Source organism: Pseudochelatococcus sp. B33, assembly GCF_053570585.1.
The window spans coordinates 114923-129429 of sequence record NZ_JBSEFH010000006.1 but is presented as its reverse complement, the minus strand read 5'-3'; the positions used below and the strand labels follow the sequence as shown (position 1 = coordinate 129429).

Below are 14507 nucleotides of genomic sequence, written 5' to 3'. Positions count from 1 at the left end.
GGGTCAGCCCTTGCCTTCCGCCAGGTACTGCTTGGCGAGGATCTTGGCCTCCTCCACGGCGGGCTGATCGAAGGGATCGATGCCGAGCGCGTAGCCAGCCAACACCGTTTCCAGCATGAAATGCGTCAGCAGCGCGCCGAGGCCGCGCTCGTCGAGCCGGGGCAGGCGGATCTGGCGCACCGGCCGGCCGTTGCGGGCGAAGGTGTCGGCCATGGCGAGCCCCTGCGCTGCGACGAGATCGCCGATGTGCCGGCCGGCGAAGCCCGCCTGTCCGGCGCGCGCGGCGAGCTCCGGATCGATCACCGGGCCCGCGCCCTTCACGTCGAGGGTGACGACGGTGAAGAGCTTGTCGGCCGGACCGTCGAGATAGAGCTGCTGCTGGCTGTGCTGGTCGACGGGGCCGAGGGCGTCGACGGGCTGCGAGCCCTTGCCGTCCTTGCCGAGGCTTTCCGCCCAGAGCTGGATCCACCACTTGGCGAGCCGCTCCAACCGGTCGGAATAGGCCATCAGCACGGTGATGCCCTTGCCTTCGAGATAGGCTGCGACATTGAGCGCCGCGCCCACGGCGGCGGGGACCGCGCGCACGTCCTCGGTCGTCAGCGTGCCGATGACGTTCTTCGCCCCCTCGCGGACGGCGGCGATGTCGAGGCCGACAAGGGCCGCGGGCAGCAGGCCGACGTTGCTCAGCACGGAATAGCGCCCGCCGATGCCGGGGTGATGGTCGAGGAAGGTCACGCCCTCGGGCTCGAGCAGATCGCGCAGCGCGTTGCTGCCGCCCGGCCGGCGCGGTTCGGACAGGCCGAGCACGTGCTTGCCTACCTCGGCGCGCAGGCCCGCCCGCTCGAAGGCGGAGAGAAGGGTGATCGCCTGCACCAGCGTTTCGCCGGTGCCGCCCGATTTGGAGACGACGAGCACGCGGGTGGTGGCGAGCGGCAGGCGCGCCAGGGTGACGTCGAAGGTGAACGGGTCGAGGTTGTCGAAGAAATGCAGCCGGGGCGCGTCCACGCGCCCGAGGCCGGGCGTCTGGTGGAACGCGAGCTGGGCGAGCGCCTGCGCGCCGAGGCTCGACCCCCCAGTGCCCAGCGCCACGATATCCGTGACCGGGCCGGTGCCGGCAAGCCGCGCCGCCGCTTGCGTGATATCGGCGAGGTCGCTGCTGCCCGCCGCTATGCCGACGAACGGCAACCCGCCGGCGGCGATCTCGTCGTTGAGCCGGTTCAGCGCCGTGGCCACGGCCGCGAAGGCGGCGTCGACGGCGGTGTCCGGCAGCCCGCCGCCGCCGATGCGGGAGGCGAGCGTCAGGTCGATGGATTGATGATACGGCAGTTGATCGAGCGTCGATTGATTGAGCACCATGGGATTTCTCCGATGAGTGAAGGCGATCAGACCAGTCCTTCCGGTCGTCCTGCCGCGATGACCAGCAACTGGCTCGTGCCGAAGAGCCGCTCGCCGACACGCTTCACATCCGTGAGCGTCACCGCCTCGATCAGCCCGTTGCGGCGGTCGATGTAATCGATGCCGAGATCGTCGAGGGCGATCTGCAGCAACTGGCGGGCGATCTTGGACGAGCTGTCGAACTGCAGCGGGTAGGAGCCGACAAGGTATTGCCTCGCCTTGGCGAGTTCCTCCTCCGCCGGCCCCTCGCTGGCGAGGCGGGCGATTTCCTCGCGGATGACGGCGAGCGACTCGGCGGCGCGTTCGTTCTTGGTTGCCGTGCCGCCCACGACGAGGCCGGCGGCCCGGAATGTCGTCAGCGACGTCGAGACGCCGTAGGCGAGGCCGCGCTTCTCGCGCACCTCCTGGAACAGCCGCGAGGTGAACGCGCCGCCGCCCAGGATGTGGTTGAAAACGATCGCTGGGATGAAATCGGGATCCTTGCGCAGCAGTCCCGGCACGGCGAAGCGCAGGGAGGTCTGCGGCACGTCGACGTCGATGATATCGAGCCCGCCCGTCGCCAGCGGCGTTGCCGGCGGCACGGGCGCAAGGCGCGTGGTCGCGGGCAGCGTGCCGAACACCGCGTCGAGCTGCTTCGCCAGCGTCTCTGCATCGATCGCGCCCACGACGCTCACCACGAGGCCCGCGCGCGTCAGGGCGTCGGGCCTGATGCCGGCGATGAGGTCGCGGGTGAGGCCGGGCACCGTCTCGACCGTGCCCTTGACCGGCCGCGCGTAGGGGTGGTCGCCGAAAGCCCTGGCGAACAGGGCCTTGGAGGCGAGGGCGTCCGGATCGTTGGCTTCGTGACGCAGCCCCGCGAGCACCTGCTCGCGCACCCGCTCCACGGCGGATTCGTCGAAGCGCGGCTCGTTGACCGCCAGGCGCAGCAGCTCGAACGCCCGGTCGGCGTTGCGGGAGAGCGTCTTGAGCGAGCCGCGCCACGCGTCGCGGTCGGCGTTGAAGGTCAATTCGATGGCGTGTTCGGCCAGCTGCTCCTGGAACGCCTCGGAATCGTAGGGGCCCGCGCCCTCGTCGAGGAGGCTCGCGAAGATCCGCGCCGCGCCGGCGTGCGCTGCGCTGTCGTGGGCCGCCCCGCCCCGGAAGGCGAGCTCGACCGCGATCAGCGGCACGGCGTATTCCTCCACCAGCCATGCTTCGATGCCGAGCGTCGAGACGACGCGCTGCACTTTACGCGGCGCGGCGGATTGCGTGGATGTGGTCTGGGAACCCGGTTCGACAAGCGACATGCGATGACCTCGAAAACAATGAACGGACGGCCTTGCGGCGTTCAGCCCTGCGGTGTTCGGCTTCAGGCGGGCAGCAGATAGCCTGCCGTGTGCGGCCGGGTCAGGAAGCGGCGCGCCGCCTCCTGCACCGCGGCGGCATCGACGGCCTCGATGCGGCGCGTCCACTGCTGCACGTCCTCGACCGTCTCCCCGATGGCGAGCGCCGATCCGTAGATGTGCGCCATGTGCACCTGGCTGTCCTGGGCATAGATCATTTCGGCGATGAAGCGCGTGCGCGCCCGCTCCAGCTCCGCCTCGGCCACGCTTTCGTCGATCAGGCGCTTGATGACGGCGCCCACCGCCTCGTCGAGCGCATCGAGCGTCACGCCCGGCGCCGGCACGGCGTAGACGTCGAAGCGCGAGTCGTCGAGCATGGTGGCGTGGTAGCTCGCGCCCGCGCCCACGGCCACGCGCCGGTCGAGCACGAGCTGGCGGTAGAGCAGGGACGTCTGCCCGCCGCCGAGGATCTCGGCGAGCAGTTCGAGCGCATAGGCTTCGGTTCCGGTCTGGGTGCGCACCGAGGGCACGACCCAGCTGCGCTGCAGATAGGGCTGCTCCACGCGCGCGTCCGCCACCGAAACCCGCTTGGAGGCGACCGCCGCCGGCTCCTGCGGGCGCCCGCGCACGGGGCGTTCGCCGCGCGGCGCGATCTGGCCGTATGTCCCTTCGGCGAGGTGGATGACCTCGTCGGCCTCCACGTCGCCCGCGACCACGAGGATGGCGTTCTCGGGGGTGTAGAAGCGCTCGTAGTAGGCGAGGGCGTCGTGGCGGTCGAGCGTCTCGATCTCGTGCTGCCAGCCGATGATGGGCGTGCCGTACGGGTTGTGGGTGTAGAGCGCGGCGGCGAGCGCCTCGTGCAACTGCGCCGACGGGTCGGTGTCGGTGCGCATGCGCCGCTCCTCCAGCACCACGAGCCGCTCGGGATCGACCACCTCATCGGTGAGCACGAGGCCGGTCATGCGGTCGGCCTCGAAGCTCATCATGGTCGCGAGATGCTCCTTGGCGATGCGCTGGTAATAGGCGGTGTAGTCATAGGAGGTGAAGGCGTTCTCCTGCCCGCCGAGGCTCGCGACGAGGTGCGAGAACTCGCCGATCGCGTGCGTCCTCGTGCCCTTGAACATCAGGTGCTCGAGAAAATGCGCGATGCCGGACTTGCGCGCCGGGTCGTCGCCGGAGCCGTTGCGATACCACACCATGTGCGTCACCACCGGCACGCGCCGGTCCGGAATCACCACGATATCGAGACCGTTGGCGAGCGTGTGGGTGACGATCTCGGGCCCCGTCCTGGCGCCGCCCGCGGCGGCCGCTTCCGCGATGGCGGCTGCGCGGATGAAACGTCTATGGGGAAAGCCCTTGCCGGCGAATGGATTGGTCATGCACAACTCACTGGTTAATGGCGCGTGCTACTGTATCAAACCAAAAAATGGGGACCGTTTTTTTGTCAAATTTGATGCATGGACAGAAGCATCAAACCAAAAATGGGGACCGTTCCTTGGCCGAATTCGATGCGTGAACAGAAAGATGGAGCGGCACGATTCTGGTCCGTGTCCGGCGCTCCATCGTCAATGTCGGAGACCACCGATCGGACGGTTGCGGTCCGGTCATGTCCGGCCCGGTCCGGGACCGCGGACGACGGCACCGGAGCCCGATGCGGGATGGCGATGGCAGGCACGACGATCCGGCCGTCCGGATTCGACTCGAGCCGCGGACCGGCTAGTTGCGGTTGCGGTTGAGGAAGAAATAGGGGCTCGACGGATCGAGATACTCGAGCGGCGCCGCCTCGGGCTTCGGAATCGGCGCGTTGTCGACCGGCCTGCGGTAACCCGTCGGCGGCTGGGTCAGGTTGGCGCGCTCCGGCTCCTGGCCGTGGGCGATGACCGGTTCCTGCGTCCGGCGCGGCGCGGTGTTGCGCAGCTCGCGCGGATTGAGGGGGCGCCCGCCGCAGGAGTCGCCGTAGCAGGCGTCGAAGGAGGGCTGGGGCGCACCGCCGCCGCCGACGCGCCGTCCGGCGCGGAGTTCGTCCGGCGACAGCACGCGGCCTGTCTCGCGGTTGACGGGCACGGGCGCGTTCGCCTCCTCGATCGCGCGCTGGCGCGCGGCGACGTCGGGATCGTTGGGCCAGTTCGGATGGCTCGTCGCCTCGGCGGCCCCCACGCGCGGGGGCGGCAGCGCGCCGCCGCCACCGCCGGGCGGCAGCACCAGTGCCGGCCGCTCGCGATAGTCGATCCGCGGCGCCTCGCCCTCGATGATGCCGAGCGTTCCCAGCACGTCCCTCATGAAGACGCCGGTGTTGTCCGCGGGCTGCTGCGCCCGTGCGCCGGACGTTCCGGCGACGACCGCCGCCGCCACGAAGCCGATCGCGATGCCGGCTGTCCTCAGATCAATGCGTGCCATGCTTCATCCCGTCCTGTTGGCTGGCCTGAACCATCCTTGCCCGAGCCATCCTTGCCCAGCTATGCGGCGATTTGCGGGCCGGGTGCATGCCGAACCGAGATTTTCGGCCGGGCATCATCCATCTCAACCGGAGGATTGACCGGCCCCGCTCTAACCGCTTTCGCCCGAATCTCCGCCGGACGCGTTCCGCCGCCGTTCGACGACAAGCGAATCATATATAAGTCCGGCCACCCCGGCAACAATGGCGGCGTCGGCGACATTGAAGACATACCAGCTGAAGCCGGCGGTGTGGAAATGCAGGAAATCGAGCACGGCGCCGTAGATGCTGCGGTCGATGGCGTTGCCGGCGGCCCCGCCGACGATGAGCCCCAGCGACACGCCGACGAGCCGCGTCTTCGCCCTGAGCGCCCAGATGGCGAGCGCGACAGCCGCCACCAGCGATACGCCGACGAGCAGCCACCGGCCCCAGTCCGTATCCTGCTGGAACAGACCGTAGGACACGCCCCTGTTCCACACCAGCACGATGTTGAAGAACGGCGTCACCTCCACGATGCCGCGGGAGGCAATATCGAAAACGTGATAGACCCACACCTTGGTGGCCTGGTCCAGCGCGAGCGTCGCCAGGGCGACGAGCATGCCCGCCCGCTGCGGCGACATCCGCGCCGGCTCCGGCGCTGGCTCCCCGCCCGGAGTAGGGGGGAGCTGGCGGGCTTGCATGTTCATGCCGCGCTGTTTCCGGCCGCGGCGCGCGCGTGGGCGGCGTCCCACTCCCTGAGCGCCTCGGCGTCGCGCGGCGTCACGTCGGGATAGTCGGCGTCCGTGCCCACTTCCGGCAGGATCTTCCACGAGCGCGCGCACTTGCGCCCCTGTGCCAGGGCGAAGACAACGGCGACGCCCGGCACTTCCGGCAGCCGGAAGGCGTCCTCGGGACCCTCGCCGCGCTCGACCGTGATTGCGGAGGTGATGCAGATGTCGGCGAAGTTGAGGCCGTCGAGCGCCTCGCGCAGGCCGTCGTCGGCGATGAAGACGTGCGGCGCGGCCTCGAGGCTCGATCCGATGGTCTTGGCGGCGCGCTTCACCTCAAGCGCGCCGGTGACCACGCGGCGCACCTCGCGCACCTTCTCCCACTTCTCCTTCAGCCGGTCGTTGCGCCACGTCGGCGGGATGATCGGGAAGGCCTCCAGATGCACCGATCCGTCCTCGGAGGGGAAGCGCGACAGCCACGCCTCCTCGGCGGTGAAGGCGAGGATGGGGGCAAGCCACACCGTGACCGTGCGGAACACCTGGTCGATGACGGTCAGCGCCGCATGGCGCGTCTTGCTCGACCGCGGATCGCAATAGAGCGTGTCCTTGCGGATGTCGAAATAGAACGCCGACAGATCCGTGTTGAGGAAGGCGGAGAGCACCGCCACCACGCGCTTGTAGTCATAGGCGGCATAGGACTTGCGCACCTCCTCGTCGAGCTCGGCGAGGCGGTGCAGGATGAGCTTCTCCAGTTCCGGCAGCGCCTCGTAGACGACCGTGCGGCTGCCGTCGAAGTGGTGCAGCGAGCCCAGCATCCAGCGCAGCGTGTTGCGCAGCTTGCGGTAGGTCTCGGCGAAGGTCTTGACGATCTCGGGGCCGATGCGCAGGTCGTCCGCATAGTCGGAGGCGGCGATCCACAGCCGCAGGATGTCGGCGCCCGAGGTCTTGATGATGTCCTGCGGTGCGGTGACGTTGCCCTTCGACTTCGACATCTTCTCGCCGCGCTCGTCGAGCACGAAGCCGTGGGTCAGCACCACATCGTAGGGCGCGCGCCCGCGCGTGCCGCAGCTCTCCAGCAGCGACGAGTGGAACCAGCCGCGGTGCTGGTCCGAGCCTTCCAGATACATCACCCGGTCCGGCCCGCCGTCGATGACGCGCTTCGTCCTGAGGTCGTCGCGCGCCTCGAGCGTGAACGTGTGCGTCGAGCCCGAATCGAACCACACGTCGAGGATGTCGTTGACCGGCGTCCACGCGGCGGGGTCCTCGACGAGCCCGTCGAGGAAGCGGCGCGGGTCGTCGCTGAACCACGCGTCCGCGCCCTCGCGCTCGAACGCGTCGGCGATGCGCCTCGACAGTTCCTCGCTCCTGGCGAAGTCCGGCCCCGGCGCGATTTCGGCGACGTTGCCGGCCGCGTCCTCGCGCACGAAGACGGTGATCGGCACGCCCCAGGCGCGCTGGCGCGACACCACCCAGTCCGGCCGGTTGGCGATCATGCCGGTGATGCGGTTCTCGCCCGAGGCCGGCACCCATTGCGTCTGCGTGATGGCCTTGAGCGCCCGCTCGCGCAGCGTCGAGCCGCCAGAAGAGCCACCTTGGCCGCCGATGGGCCTGTCCATGGCGATGAACCATTGCGGCGTGTTGCGGTAGATGACCGGTGCCTTCGAGCGCCACGAGTGCGGGTACTGGTGCTTGATGCGCCCGCGCGCGACGAGCGCGTCCGCTTCCCTGAGCGCCGCGATGACGCGCTCGTTGGCGTCGCCTTCCTTGCCCTTGTCGTCGAGGACGCGCGCGCCCGCGAACAGCGGCACGTGCGGATAATAGGCGCCGTCCGGCCCCACCGTGTGCGGCAGTTCCTCGGTGCCGTTTCTGACAAACAGCGCCCGGTTGGCCAGGAAGGCGTTGTAGTCGTCCGCGCCGTGGCCCGGCGCCGTGTGCACGAAGCCCGTGCCGGCGTCGTCGGTGACGTAGTCGGTGGCGACGAGCGGCACGCCGAAGTCGTATCCCCGGCCGCGCAGCGGATGCGCCGCCGTGCGGATCGTGGCCGGATCGACCGCGCGCACCTTGCGGTAACCCTCGACGCGCGCGGCCTTGAACAGGTTCTCGGCAAGGCCGTCGGCCACGACGAGCCGCGCGCCCACCCGTACCCAGTTGTCGGCCGGCGCGTCGGTGACTTCATAGAGGCCGTAGGCGATGTCCTTCGAGAAGGCGATGGCGCGGTTCGCCGGGATGGTCCAGGGCGTCGTCGTCCAGATCACCACCCGCGCGTCCGCGAGGTCGGCGTCGTCCGTCTCCACGATGGGGAAGGCGACGAAGATGCTCGGCGAGGTGTGCTCGTGGTACTCGACCTCGGCCTCGGCGAGCGCGGTGCGCTCGACGACCGACCACATCACCGGCTTCGAGCCGCGGTAGAGCTGGCCGGAGGCCGCGAATTTCATGATCTCGCGGGCGATCTGGGCTTCCGCCGGCAGCGCCATGGTGAGATAGGGATTGTCCCAGTCGCCGGTGACGCCGAGCCGCTTGAACTCCTCGCGCTGCACGTCGATCCAGTGCTCGGCGAAGGCGCGGCACTCGCGGCGGAACTCGACCACCGGCACCGCGTCCTTGTCCTGCCCCCGGCTGCGGTACTGCTCCTCGATCTTCCATTCGATGGGCAGGCCGTGGCAGTCCCAGCCGGGCACGTAGTTGGCGTCGTGGCCGAGTATGGTCTGGGCACGCACGATCATGTCCTTCAACACCTTGTTGAGGGCATGGCCGATGTGGATGTTGCCGTTGGCGTAGGGCGGGCCGTCGTGCAGCACGAAGCGCTTCCTGCCCTTGCCCGCCTTGCGCAACTGGCGGTAGAGGTCGTTGCGCTGCCAGCGCGCGAGGATTTCCGGCTCGCGCTGGGGCAGGCCGGCGCGCATGGGAAAATCCGTCCTCGGCAGGAAAAGCGTCTCGGTATAGTCGCGGCCGGTGGCGGCCTCGGCGGTTTCTGATGGCGTCTCGTTCTTGTTCGTCATTGGATGAGGCAACGTTTCTGTCTGCCGCCGCTTAACGGGCGAGCGTGTCATCGGGCAAGGGTGAAGGAACCGCGCCGGGCCTCTCGCCGCCTCACACGGTTGCCGGTTCCCGGACCCGGTTCATATCGCCGCAAGCGGCGACATGGCGACCGGGGCCGGGCCGTTAATTCGCCCGCCGCCCGTCCGGCCGGGGATCCATCTCGCGACGGGTGCGTCAAATCCATGGTGCATCATGGCCAGACTTCTATCAGCCCGGAGGCGGCAACGTAAAGAACGAATGCGCGTCCGCCGCCGCGCTCACCCGAGCAGGGAGACGACGCCCTCCTGCCTGACGGCGAGGGCGGCGCGGGCGTGGCGGCTGTCCTCGTCCATGCGCGCGACGAGCGCCTCGACGCTGTCGAATTTCAGCTCCGGCCTGATCCAGGCGAGAAACTCGACCTCCGGCCGCTTGCCGTAGAGATCGCCGGCGAAATCGAACAGATGCACTTCGAGCAGGGCCAGGCCGTCGTCGAAGGTCGGCCGCCGGCCGAAACTCGCCACCCCGTCGCGGACGATGCCGTCGACGCGCGCCCGCACGGCATAGATGCCGTGGCGCAGGCCGGTGTCCGGCGAGAGCCTCATATTGGCGGTCGGGTAGCCGAGGGTGCGCCCGCGCGCGTCGCCGTGGACGATCTCCGCCTGCACGATCCAGCGGTAGCCGAGCAGGCGGTTCGCGGTGGCGATGTCGCCGTCGGCGAGCGCCGCGCGGATGGCCGACGACGAGACCGGCCTGTCGCCGTCCGAGACCGGGTGAACGACCGTCACCGGCAGGCTGAGCCCCTGCGCGTGGCGCTGCAGGAAGGCCGGCGAGCCCTCGCGCCCCTTGCCGAAATGGAAATCGTGCCCGACGACGACGCCCGCCGCGCCATAGTGGCCGATCAGGATGTCGTCGATGAACTGCGCCGCCGTCCGGGCGGCGAAGGCGGCGTCGAAGGTGAACACGATCACCACGTCGATCCCGAAGCCCTGTGCGATCGCCGCCTTGAGAGGCGCTGGCGTGAGGCGGAACATCGGCCGCTGCGGCGCGAAGAAGGCGCGCGGATGCGGCTCGAAAGTCAGCACGGCGGCGGGGCGGCCCTGCCGGTGGGCGAGGTCGCGCGCCGCCGCTATCACCGCCTGATGGCCCCGGTGCACGCCGTCGAAATTGCCGATGGCGATGACCGGCCGCGACAGAAGCTCGGGCAGCACGTCGAAGCCGCGCACCACCGGCGCGGGATGCAGCGGCAGATGCGGCGCCGGAAAGGGGCCGGAGGAAAAGTCGTGGGACGGGGTACGCGCGACCATGATGCTCGGATTTGCGATTGTCGGATAGGCCAGTTTTGATATGCCAGATTTTCTGAGGCGCACCTGTCTACCACGCAAGCCGCTCGATCGCCATGGTCGGCGCGTGGGGCTGGCCGGCGAGCCAGCCGGGCAGGCGATCGCGGTCGATTCGGCCGGCGGCGTCGAGCGTCTCGGCGGCGTGGATGCCGCGCGCGACGAACAGCGTGTCGAGGCCCGCGCGCGCCGCGCCGGCGATATCGGTGCGGATGGCGTCGCCGATGGCGAGGATGCGCGCCGGCGGGGCGGTCCGCCCGCGGATCTCGCCCGCGGTGGCGATGGCGCGTTCGTAGATCGGCGCGTGCGGCTTGCCGGCATAGATCGCCTCGCCGCCGATCAGCTCGTAGGCCTCGGCGATCGCGCCGGCGCAATAGATCAGCTGGCTGCCGCGCTCGACCACGAGATCGGGGTTGGCGCACACCATGGTGAGCCCGCGCGCATGGAGCGTGTGCAGCAGGCCGGCGTAGTTTGCCGGCGTTTCGGTGTCGTCGTCGAAGAGCCCGGTGCACACGACATAGGCCGCTTCCGTCTCGGAGGTCAGGGTGACGTCGAGGCCCTCGAACACCGGCAGGTCGCGCGCGGGGCCGAGGTGATAGGCGGGCGCGCCGGGGCGCACGGCGATCTCGCCGCGCGTCACGTCGCCGGAGGTGACGATGGCGTCCCACGCGTCCGGGCGGGCGTGCAGCCGTTCCAGCAGTCTGCGCACGATGGTGTGCGGACGCGGCGCGTTGGTGATGAGCACCACGGTGCCCCCTGCGGCACGGAACCGAGCCAGCGCGTCGCCGGCCTCGGGGAAGGCCGCGACGCCGTCGTGCAGGACGCCCCAGACGTCGCACAGGATGATGTCGTAGCGGTCGGCGACCGGCGCGAGGCCGGCGACGACCTCGGTGGCTGTGGCGTTGGCTGCTGGCATGCCGGACTTTTCCTCGTGACGGGTATTCCCTGCGGCGGGAGGCGCGCAAATCCCATCAGGCGCTACAGGCCGCGCCCCCCGTCTGTCAAGGCCGGAGCGTGCGCCGGGCGGGGGCGCACGCCGGAGGCCCGCGCGGCGGACTCACGGATATGTTATCGGCTATCCGCCGGCCCCGGTTGGCGAAGCGGGGGAGGAATCCCTACCTTTTCCGACGGCTGCAGGCGTATCGCCGCGCCGCATCGCTTCGAGGAGGATAGCGACGTGAACCCGCAGGAACGTGATGTCATCAATGGAATTTTCGACCGGCTGAAGCAGGCCGAAGGCCAGCCGCGCGACCCGGAAGCCGAGGCGCTCATCGGCGAGCGCCTCGCTTCCCAGCCCGGTGCCGCCTATCTGCTGGCGCAGATCGTGCACGTGCAGGAACAGGCGCTGACCAATCTCAACGACCGCGTCAACGCGCTGGAGACGGAAGTCGTGCAGGCCAGGGAGCAGGCAAGCGCGGCACCGGCGGCCGGCGGCTTCCTGTCGAGCCTCTTCGGTGCCTCCACGCCGCCTGCCGCGCAGGCGCGTCCCGCCGCCGCACGGCCCGCCCAGCGTCCGGCCGGCGCCCAGCCCGGCGGTGCCGCGGGCCGTCCGGCCGCCGGTCCCTGGGGCGGCCAGCCCGGTGCCGCCCAGCAGCCCGGCCCGTGGGGCAATCGCGCCGGCGGCGGCTTTCTGGCCTCCGCCATGACCACGGCGGCGGGTGTCGCCGGCGGTCTGGTGCTCGGCAACGTGCTCACCAACGCTTTCGGCCTCAACGGCAACGCCGAGGCGGGGACCCCGGGCGCCGATCAGGCGGCAGCCCAAGATACGGCTACTGGAGATACGGCTACTCAGGACACGGCCGCTCTGGATCAGGATGCCGGCTACGATGACGCGACCTATCAGGACGCGAGCTACGACGAGGGCCTCGACGGCGGCTTCGACGACTTCGGCGGCGGCGGCGACAGCGACTGGGTGTGACGGCGGGTCGCCGGCGTGAGGCCACGCTGGCGAGGACGATGACGCCCCGGTTCGCCGGGGCGTTTTTGTTTGGGCGAACCGGTCAGGCCACCGGCACCAGCGCGGCGTCGCTCGCCACGCCCTCGGCCGACAGCCCGACGCGCCTGTCGTGGAAGGCATCCAGCGTCGAGCGGTGGCCGATGGAGACCACCGTCGTGTCCGGCAGCGCGGTGGCGAGCAGCGCGTAGATGGCGCGTTCGGTGGGCTCGTCGAGAGCGGCGGTGGCCTCGTCGAGCAGCAGCCAGTCGGGCCGCTCCAGCAGCGCGCGGGCGATGGCGAGCCGCTGCTGCTCGCCGAGCGACAGCGTCTGGCCCCAGGGCGCCTCGTCATCGAGCTTGGGGATGAGCTGCTGCAGCCGCACCGCCTCGAGCGCCAGCGCGACGTCCTCGCGGCGGTAGCTGTCCGCCGACGACGGATAGGTCACCGTGCCGACGAGCGGGCCGATGGGAATGTAGGGCCGCTGCGGCAGCAGCATGACGTTCTGGCCCTCCGGCAGGGTGATGCTGCCGGCGCCGAACGGCCAGATGCCGGCGATCGCCCGGAACAGCGTCGACTTGCCGATGCCCGACGGCCCCGTCACCAGCGTGCGCTCGCCGGCGCGGAACGTCAGCTCGGGCAGGGTCATGATGGTGCGGCCGGAGGGGATGCGCAGGTCGAGATCGCTGATCACGATGGCCGGCGCGCCGCCGTCGGTGCGCGGCCTGAGCGCCTCCGCGCCGGCGGCGGACGGGCGGTCGAGCCTGCGCGAGGCCTCGATCGCGTCCTCGAAGCTCGACAGGCGGTCGACCACGGCCTTGTAGTCCGCGAAGGCGGTATAGGCGGAAACGAAGAAGGTCAGCGCATCCTGCACCCGCGAGAACGCGGTCACGGTCTGCATCATCTGGCCGAGCGTGATCTGGCCGGTGAAGAGGTAGGGCGCGGTGAAGATGTAGGGAACGACCACGTTCGCCTGGAAGAACGATGCCGTGAAGGCGGTGAGCTTCTTCTGCCGGCTGAGGATCGCCATGTAGTTGTCCACCACGCGGCGGAAGCGCTCGCCGAGGCGCTCCTTCTCCGCCGCCTCACCCGACAGCAGCGCGACCTGCTCGCCGTATTCACGCAGGCGCGCCAGCGAGAAGCGGAAGTCGGCCTCATACCGCTGCTGGATGAAGTTGAGCCTTATCAGCGGCTTGCCGATGAGGTGCGTCAGCCAGGTGCCGATGACGGCGTAGATCAGCGCCACCCACAGCAGCAGCCCCGGCACGGGCACGTCGGTGCCGGGCAGGGTGAAGTTCGCCGACAGCGACCACAGCACGGCCGCGAACGAGACCAGCGTCGCCACCTGCGACAGCAGGCCGAGGCTGAGCACGCGCGTGTTGGCGATGAACAGGTTGATGTCTTCCGCGATGCGCTGGTCCGGGTTGTCGGCGTCGGAACCCGTGAGCAGCATCTTGTAGTGGGCGCTGCCCGCGAGCCAGTTGTCGATGTAGCGGCGCGTCAGCCATTGCCGCCAGCGGATGTGGAAGATGTACTGGATGACGAGCTCGATGATGGCCACCGTGATCCAGACCGCGGCGAGCGGCACGAAGATGAACAGCAGCTGATACCAGAAGGCGTCGGCGTTCATCTCCTGCAGCGCGTTGTACATGTCGCGCGAGAAATAGCTGAGGCGCACCGTCAGCCCGACCTGGAACAGGTTGATCGCGACCAGCAGGACGAAGAAGCCGATGCCGATGAAGCGTTCCTGAAGCCGCACCCGCCCGATGAGCGGGATGGTCAATTCGCCGACGTCGCGCGTGATGGCATAGGGCAGGATGAGCCGCCAGATGGTGAGGAGCGCCTGCTTCAACCCGTGCATCGACGTGTGTGCTTCCCGTTTCTGCGCGCGCCTCAGAAGGCCTTGAACGCGATGATGGTGCGGGTGTCCGCGATGCCGGGGATGGTCTGCACCTTCTCGCCGACGAAGTGGCCGATATCCACATCCGAATCCACGTGAAATTTGGCGATGATGTCGTAGTTCCCGGCGATGGAATAGATCTCGGAAGCAATCTCCAGGTCCGCCAGCGCGCTGGCGACCGCATAAGTCTGACCGAGCTGACACTTTATCTCAACAAAAAAGGTCTGCATGGTCCTCATCCTTCCCGAGATCTCCTCCTGATTCCTGTATGAAATTTCCCATCTTTTGGCAAGTTCGATAGCTTACGCCCGAAGTTCGATAGCTTACACCGATGTGACATATATTACACGATTTGCGCCTCGATCGCGGCGCATGCGGGTGCAGGCGGGCACGGGCGGTCATGCGCCGGATCGTCGCGCCAGGGCAAGGATGCGGGCAAGGGCGCGGCATTCGCACTTGCG

At 69.2% G+C, this 14507-nt stretch carries 11 protein-coding genes; 1 reads left to right on the top strand and 10 read right to left on the bottom strand.

What is annotated here, in order from left to right; all coding sequences use genetic code 11:
• Nucleotides 1-3: 3 nt before the first annotated feature.
• The 8 genes from ACUSIJ_RS08310 to ACUSIJ_RS08275 form a co-directional block, all read right to left on the bottom strand.
• Nucleotides 4-1356, bottom strand: a complete 1353-nt coding sequence (locus tag ACUSIJ_RS08310) for a glucose-6-phosphate isomerase (protein ID WP_449307908.1) — start codon at nucleotides 1354-1356, stop codon at nucleotides 4-6.
• Nucleotides 1357-1382: 26 nt separating this feature from the next.
• Nucleotides 1383-2681, bottom strand: coding sequence for a M16 family metallopeptidase (locus ACUSIJ_RS08305; protein WP_449307907.1), 1299 nt, complete (start codon nucleotides 2679-2681; stop codon nucleotides 1383-1385).
• A gap of 62 nt (nucleotides 2682-2743) precedes the next feature.
• Complete coding sequence (locus tag ACUSIJ_RS08300; RefSeq protein WP_449307906.1) at nucleotides 2744-4096, bottom strand: M16 family metallopeptidase; 1353 nt, start codon at nucleotides 4094-4096, stop codon at nucleotides 2744-2746.
• A 337-nt stretch (nucleotides 4097-4433) separates the two neighbouring features.
• Entirely contained in the window at nucleotides 4434-5114 is a 681-nt protein-coding gene (locus tag ACUSIJ_RS08295) for a hypothetical protein (protein WP_449307905.1), read from the bottom strand.
• Nucleotides 5115-5264: 150 nt separating this feature from the next.
• Nucleotides 5265-5771, bottom strand: coding sequence for a signal peptidase II (gene lspA, locus ACUSIJ_RS08290; protein ID WP_449308037.1), 507 nt, complete (start codon nucleotides 5769-5771; stop codon nucleotides 5265-5267).
• A 62-nt stretch (nucleotides 5772-5833) separates the two neighbouring features.
• Nucleotides 5834-8857: an isoleucine--tRNA ligase gene (gene ileS / locus ACUSIJ_RS08285; RefSeq protein WP_449307904.1), complete on the bottom strand. Its 3024-nt coding sequence runs from the start codon at nucleotides 8855-8857 to the stop codon at nucleotides 5834-5836.
• Nucleotides 8858-9154: 297 nt separating this feature from the next.
• Nucleotides 9155-10180: a bifunctional riboflavin kinase/FAD synthetase gene (locus tag ACUSIJ_RS08280; RefSeq protein WP_449307903.1), complete on the bottom strand. Its 1026-nt coding sequence runs from the start codon at nucleotides 10178-10180 to the stop codon at nucleotides 9155-9157.
• 67 nt (nucleotides 10181-10247) lie between these two features.
• Entirely contained in the window at nucleotides 10248-11129 is an 882-nt protein-coding gene (locus ACUSIJ_RS08275; protein ID WP_449307902.1) for a TIGR01459 family HAD-type hydrolase, read from the bottom strand.
• A 261-nt stretch (nucleotides 11130-11390) separates the two neighbouring features.
• Here ACUSIJ_RS08275 and ACUSIJ_RS08270 point away from each other — a divergent pair, with 261 nt between their 5' ends.
• On the top strand, nucleotides 11391-12131 hold the full coding sequence (locus ACUSIJ_RS08270; RefSeq protein WP_449307901.1) for a DUF2076 domain-containing protein: 741 nt from the start codon (nucleotides 11391-11393) through the stop codon (nucleotides 12129-12131).
• 82 nt (nucleotides 12132-12213) lie between these two features.
• Here ACUSIJ_RS08270 and ACUSIJ_RS08265 read toward each other — a convergent pair whose 3' ends face one another.
• On the bottom strand, nucleotides 12214-14007 hold the full coding sequence (locus ACUSIJ_RS08265; RefSeq protein ID WP_449307900.1) for an ABC transporter ATP-binding protein/permease: 1794 nt from the start codon (nucleotides 14005-14007) through the stop codon (nucleotides 12214-12216).
• A 32-nt stretch (nucleotides 14008-14039) separates the two neighbouring features.
• Complete coding sequence (locus tag ACUSIJ_RS08260) at nucleotides 14040-14276, bottom strand: Lrp/AsnC ligand binding domain-containing protein (protein ID WP_449308036.1); 237 nt, start codon at nucleotides 14274-14276, stop codon at nucleotides 14040-14042.
• Nucleotides 14277-14507: the final 231 nt, after the last annotated feature.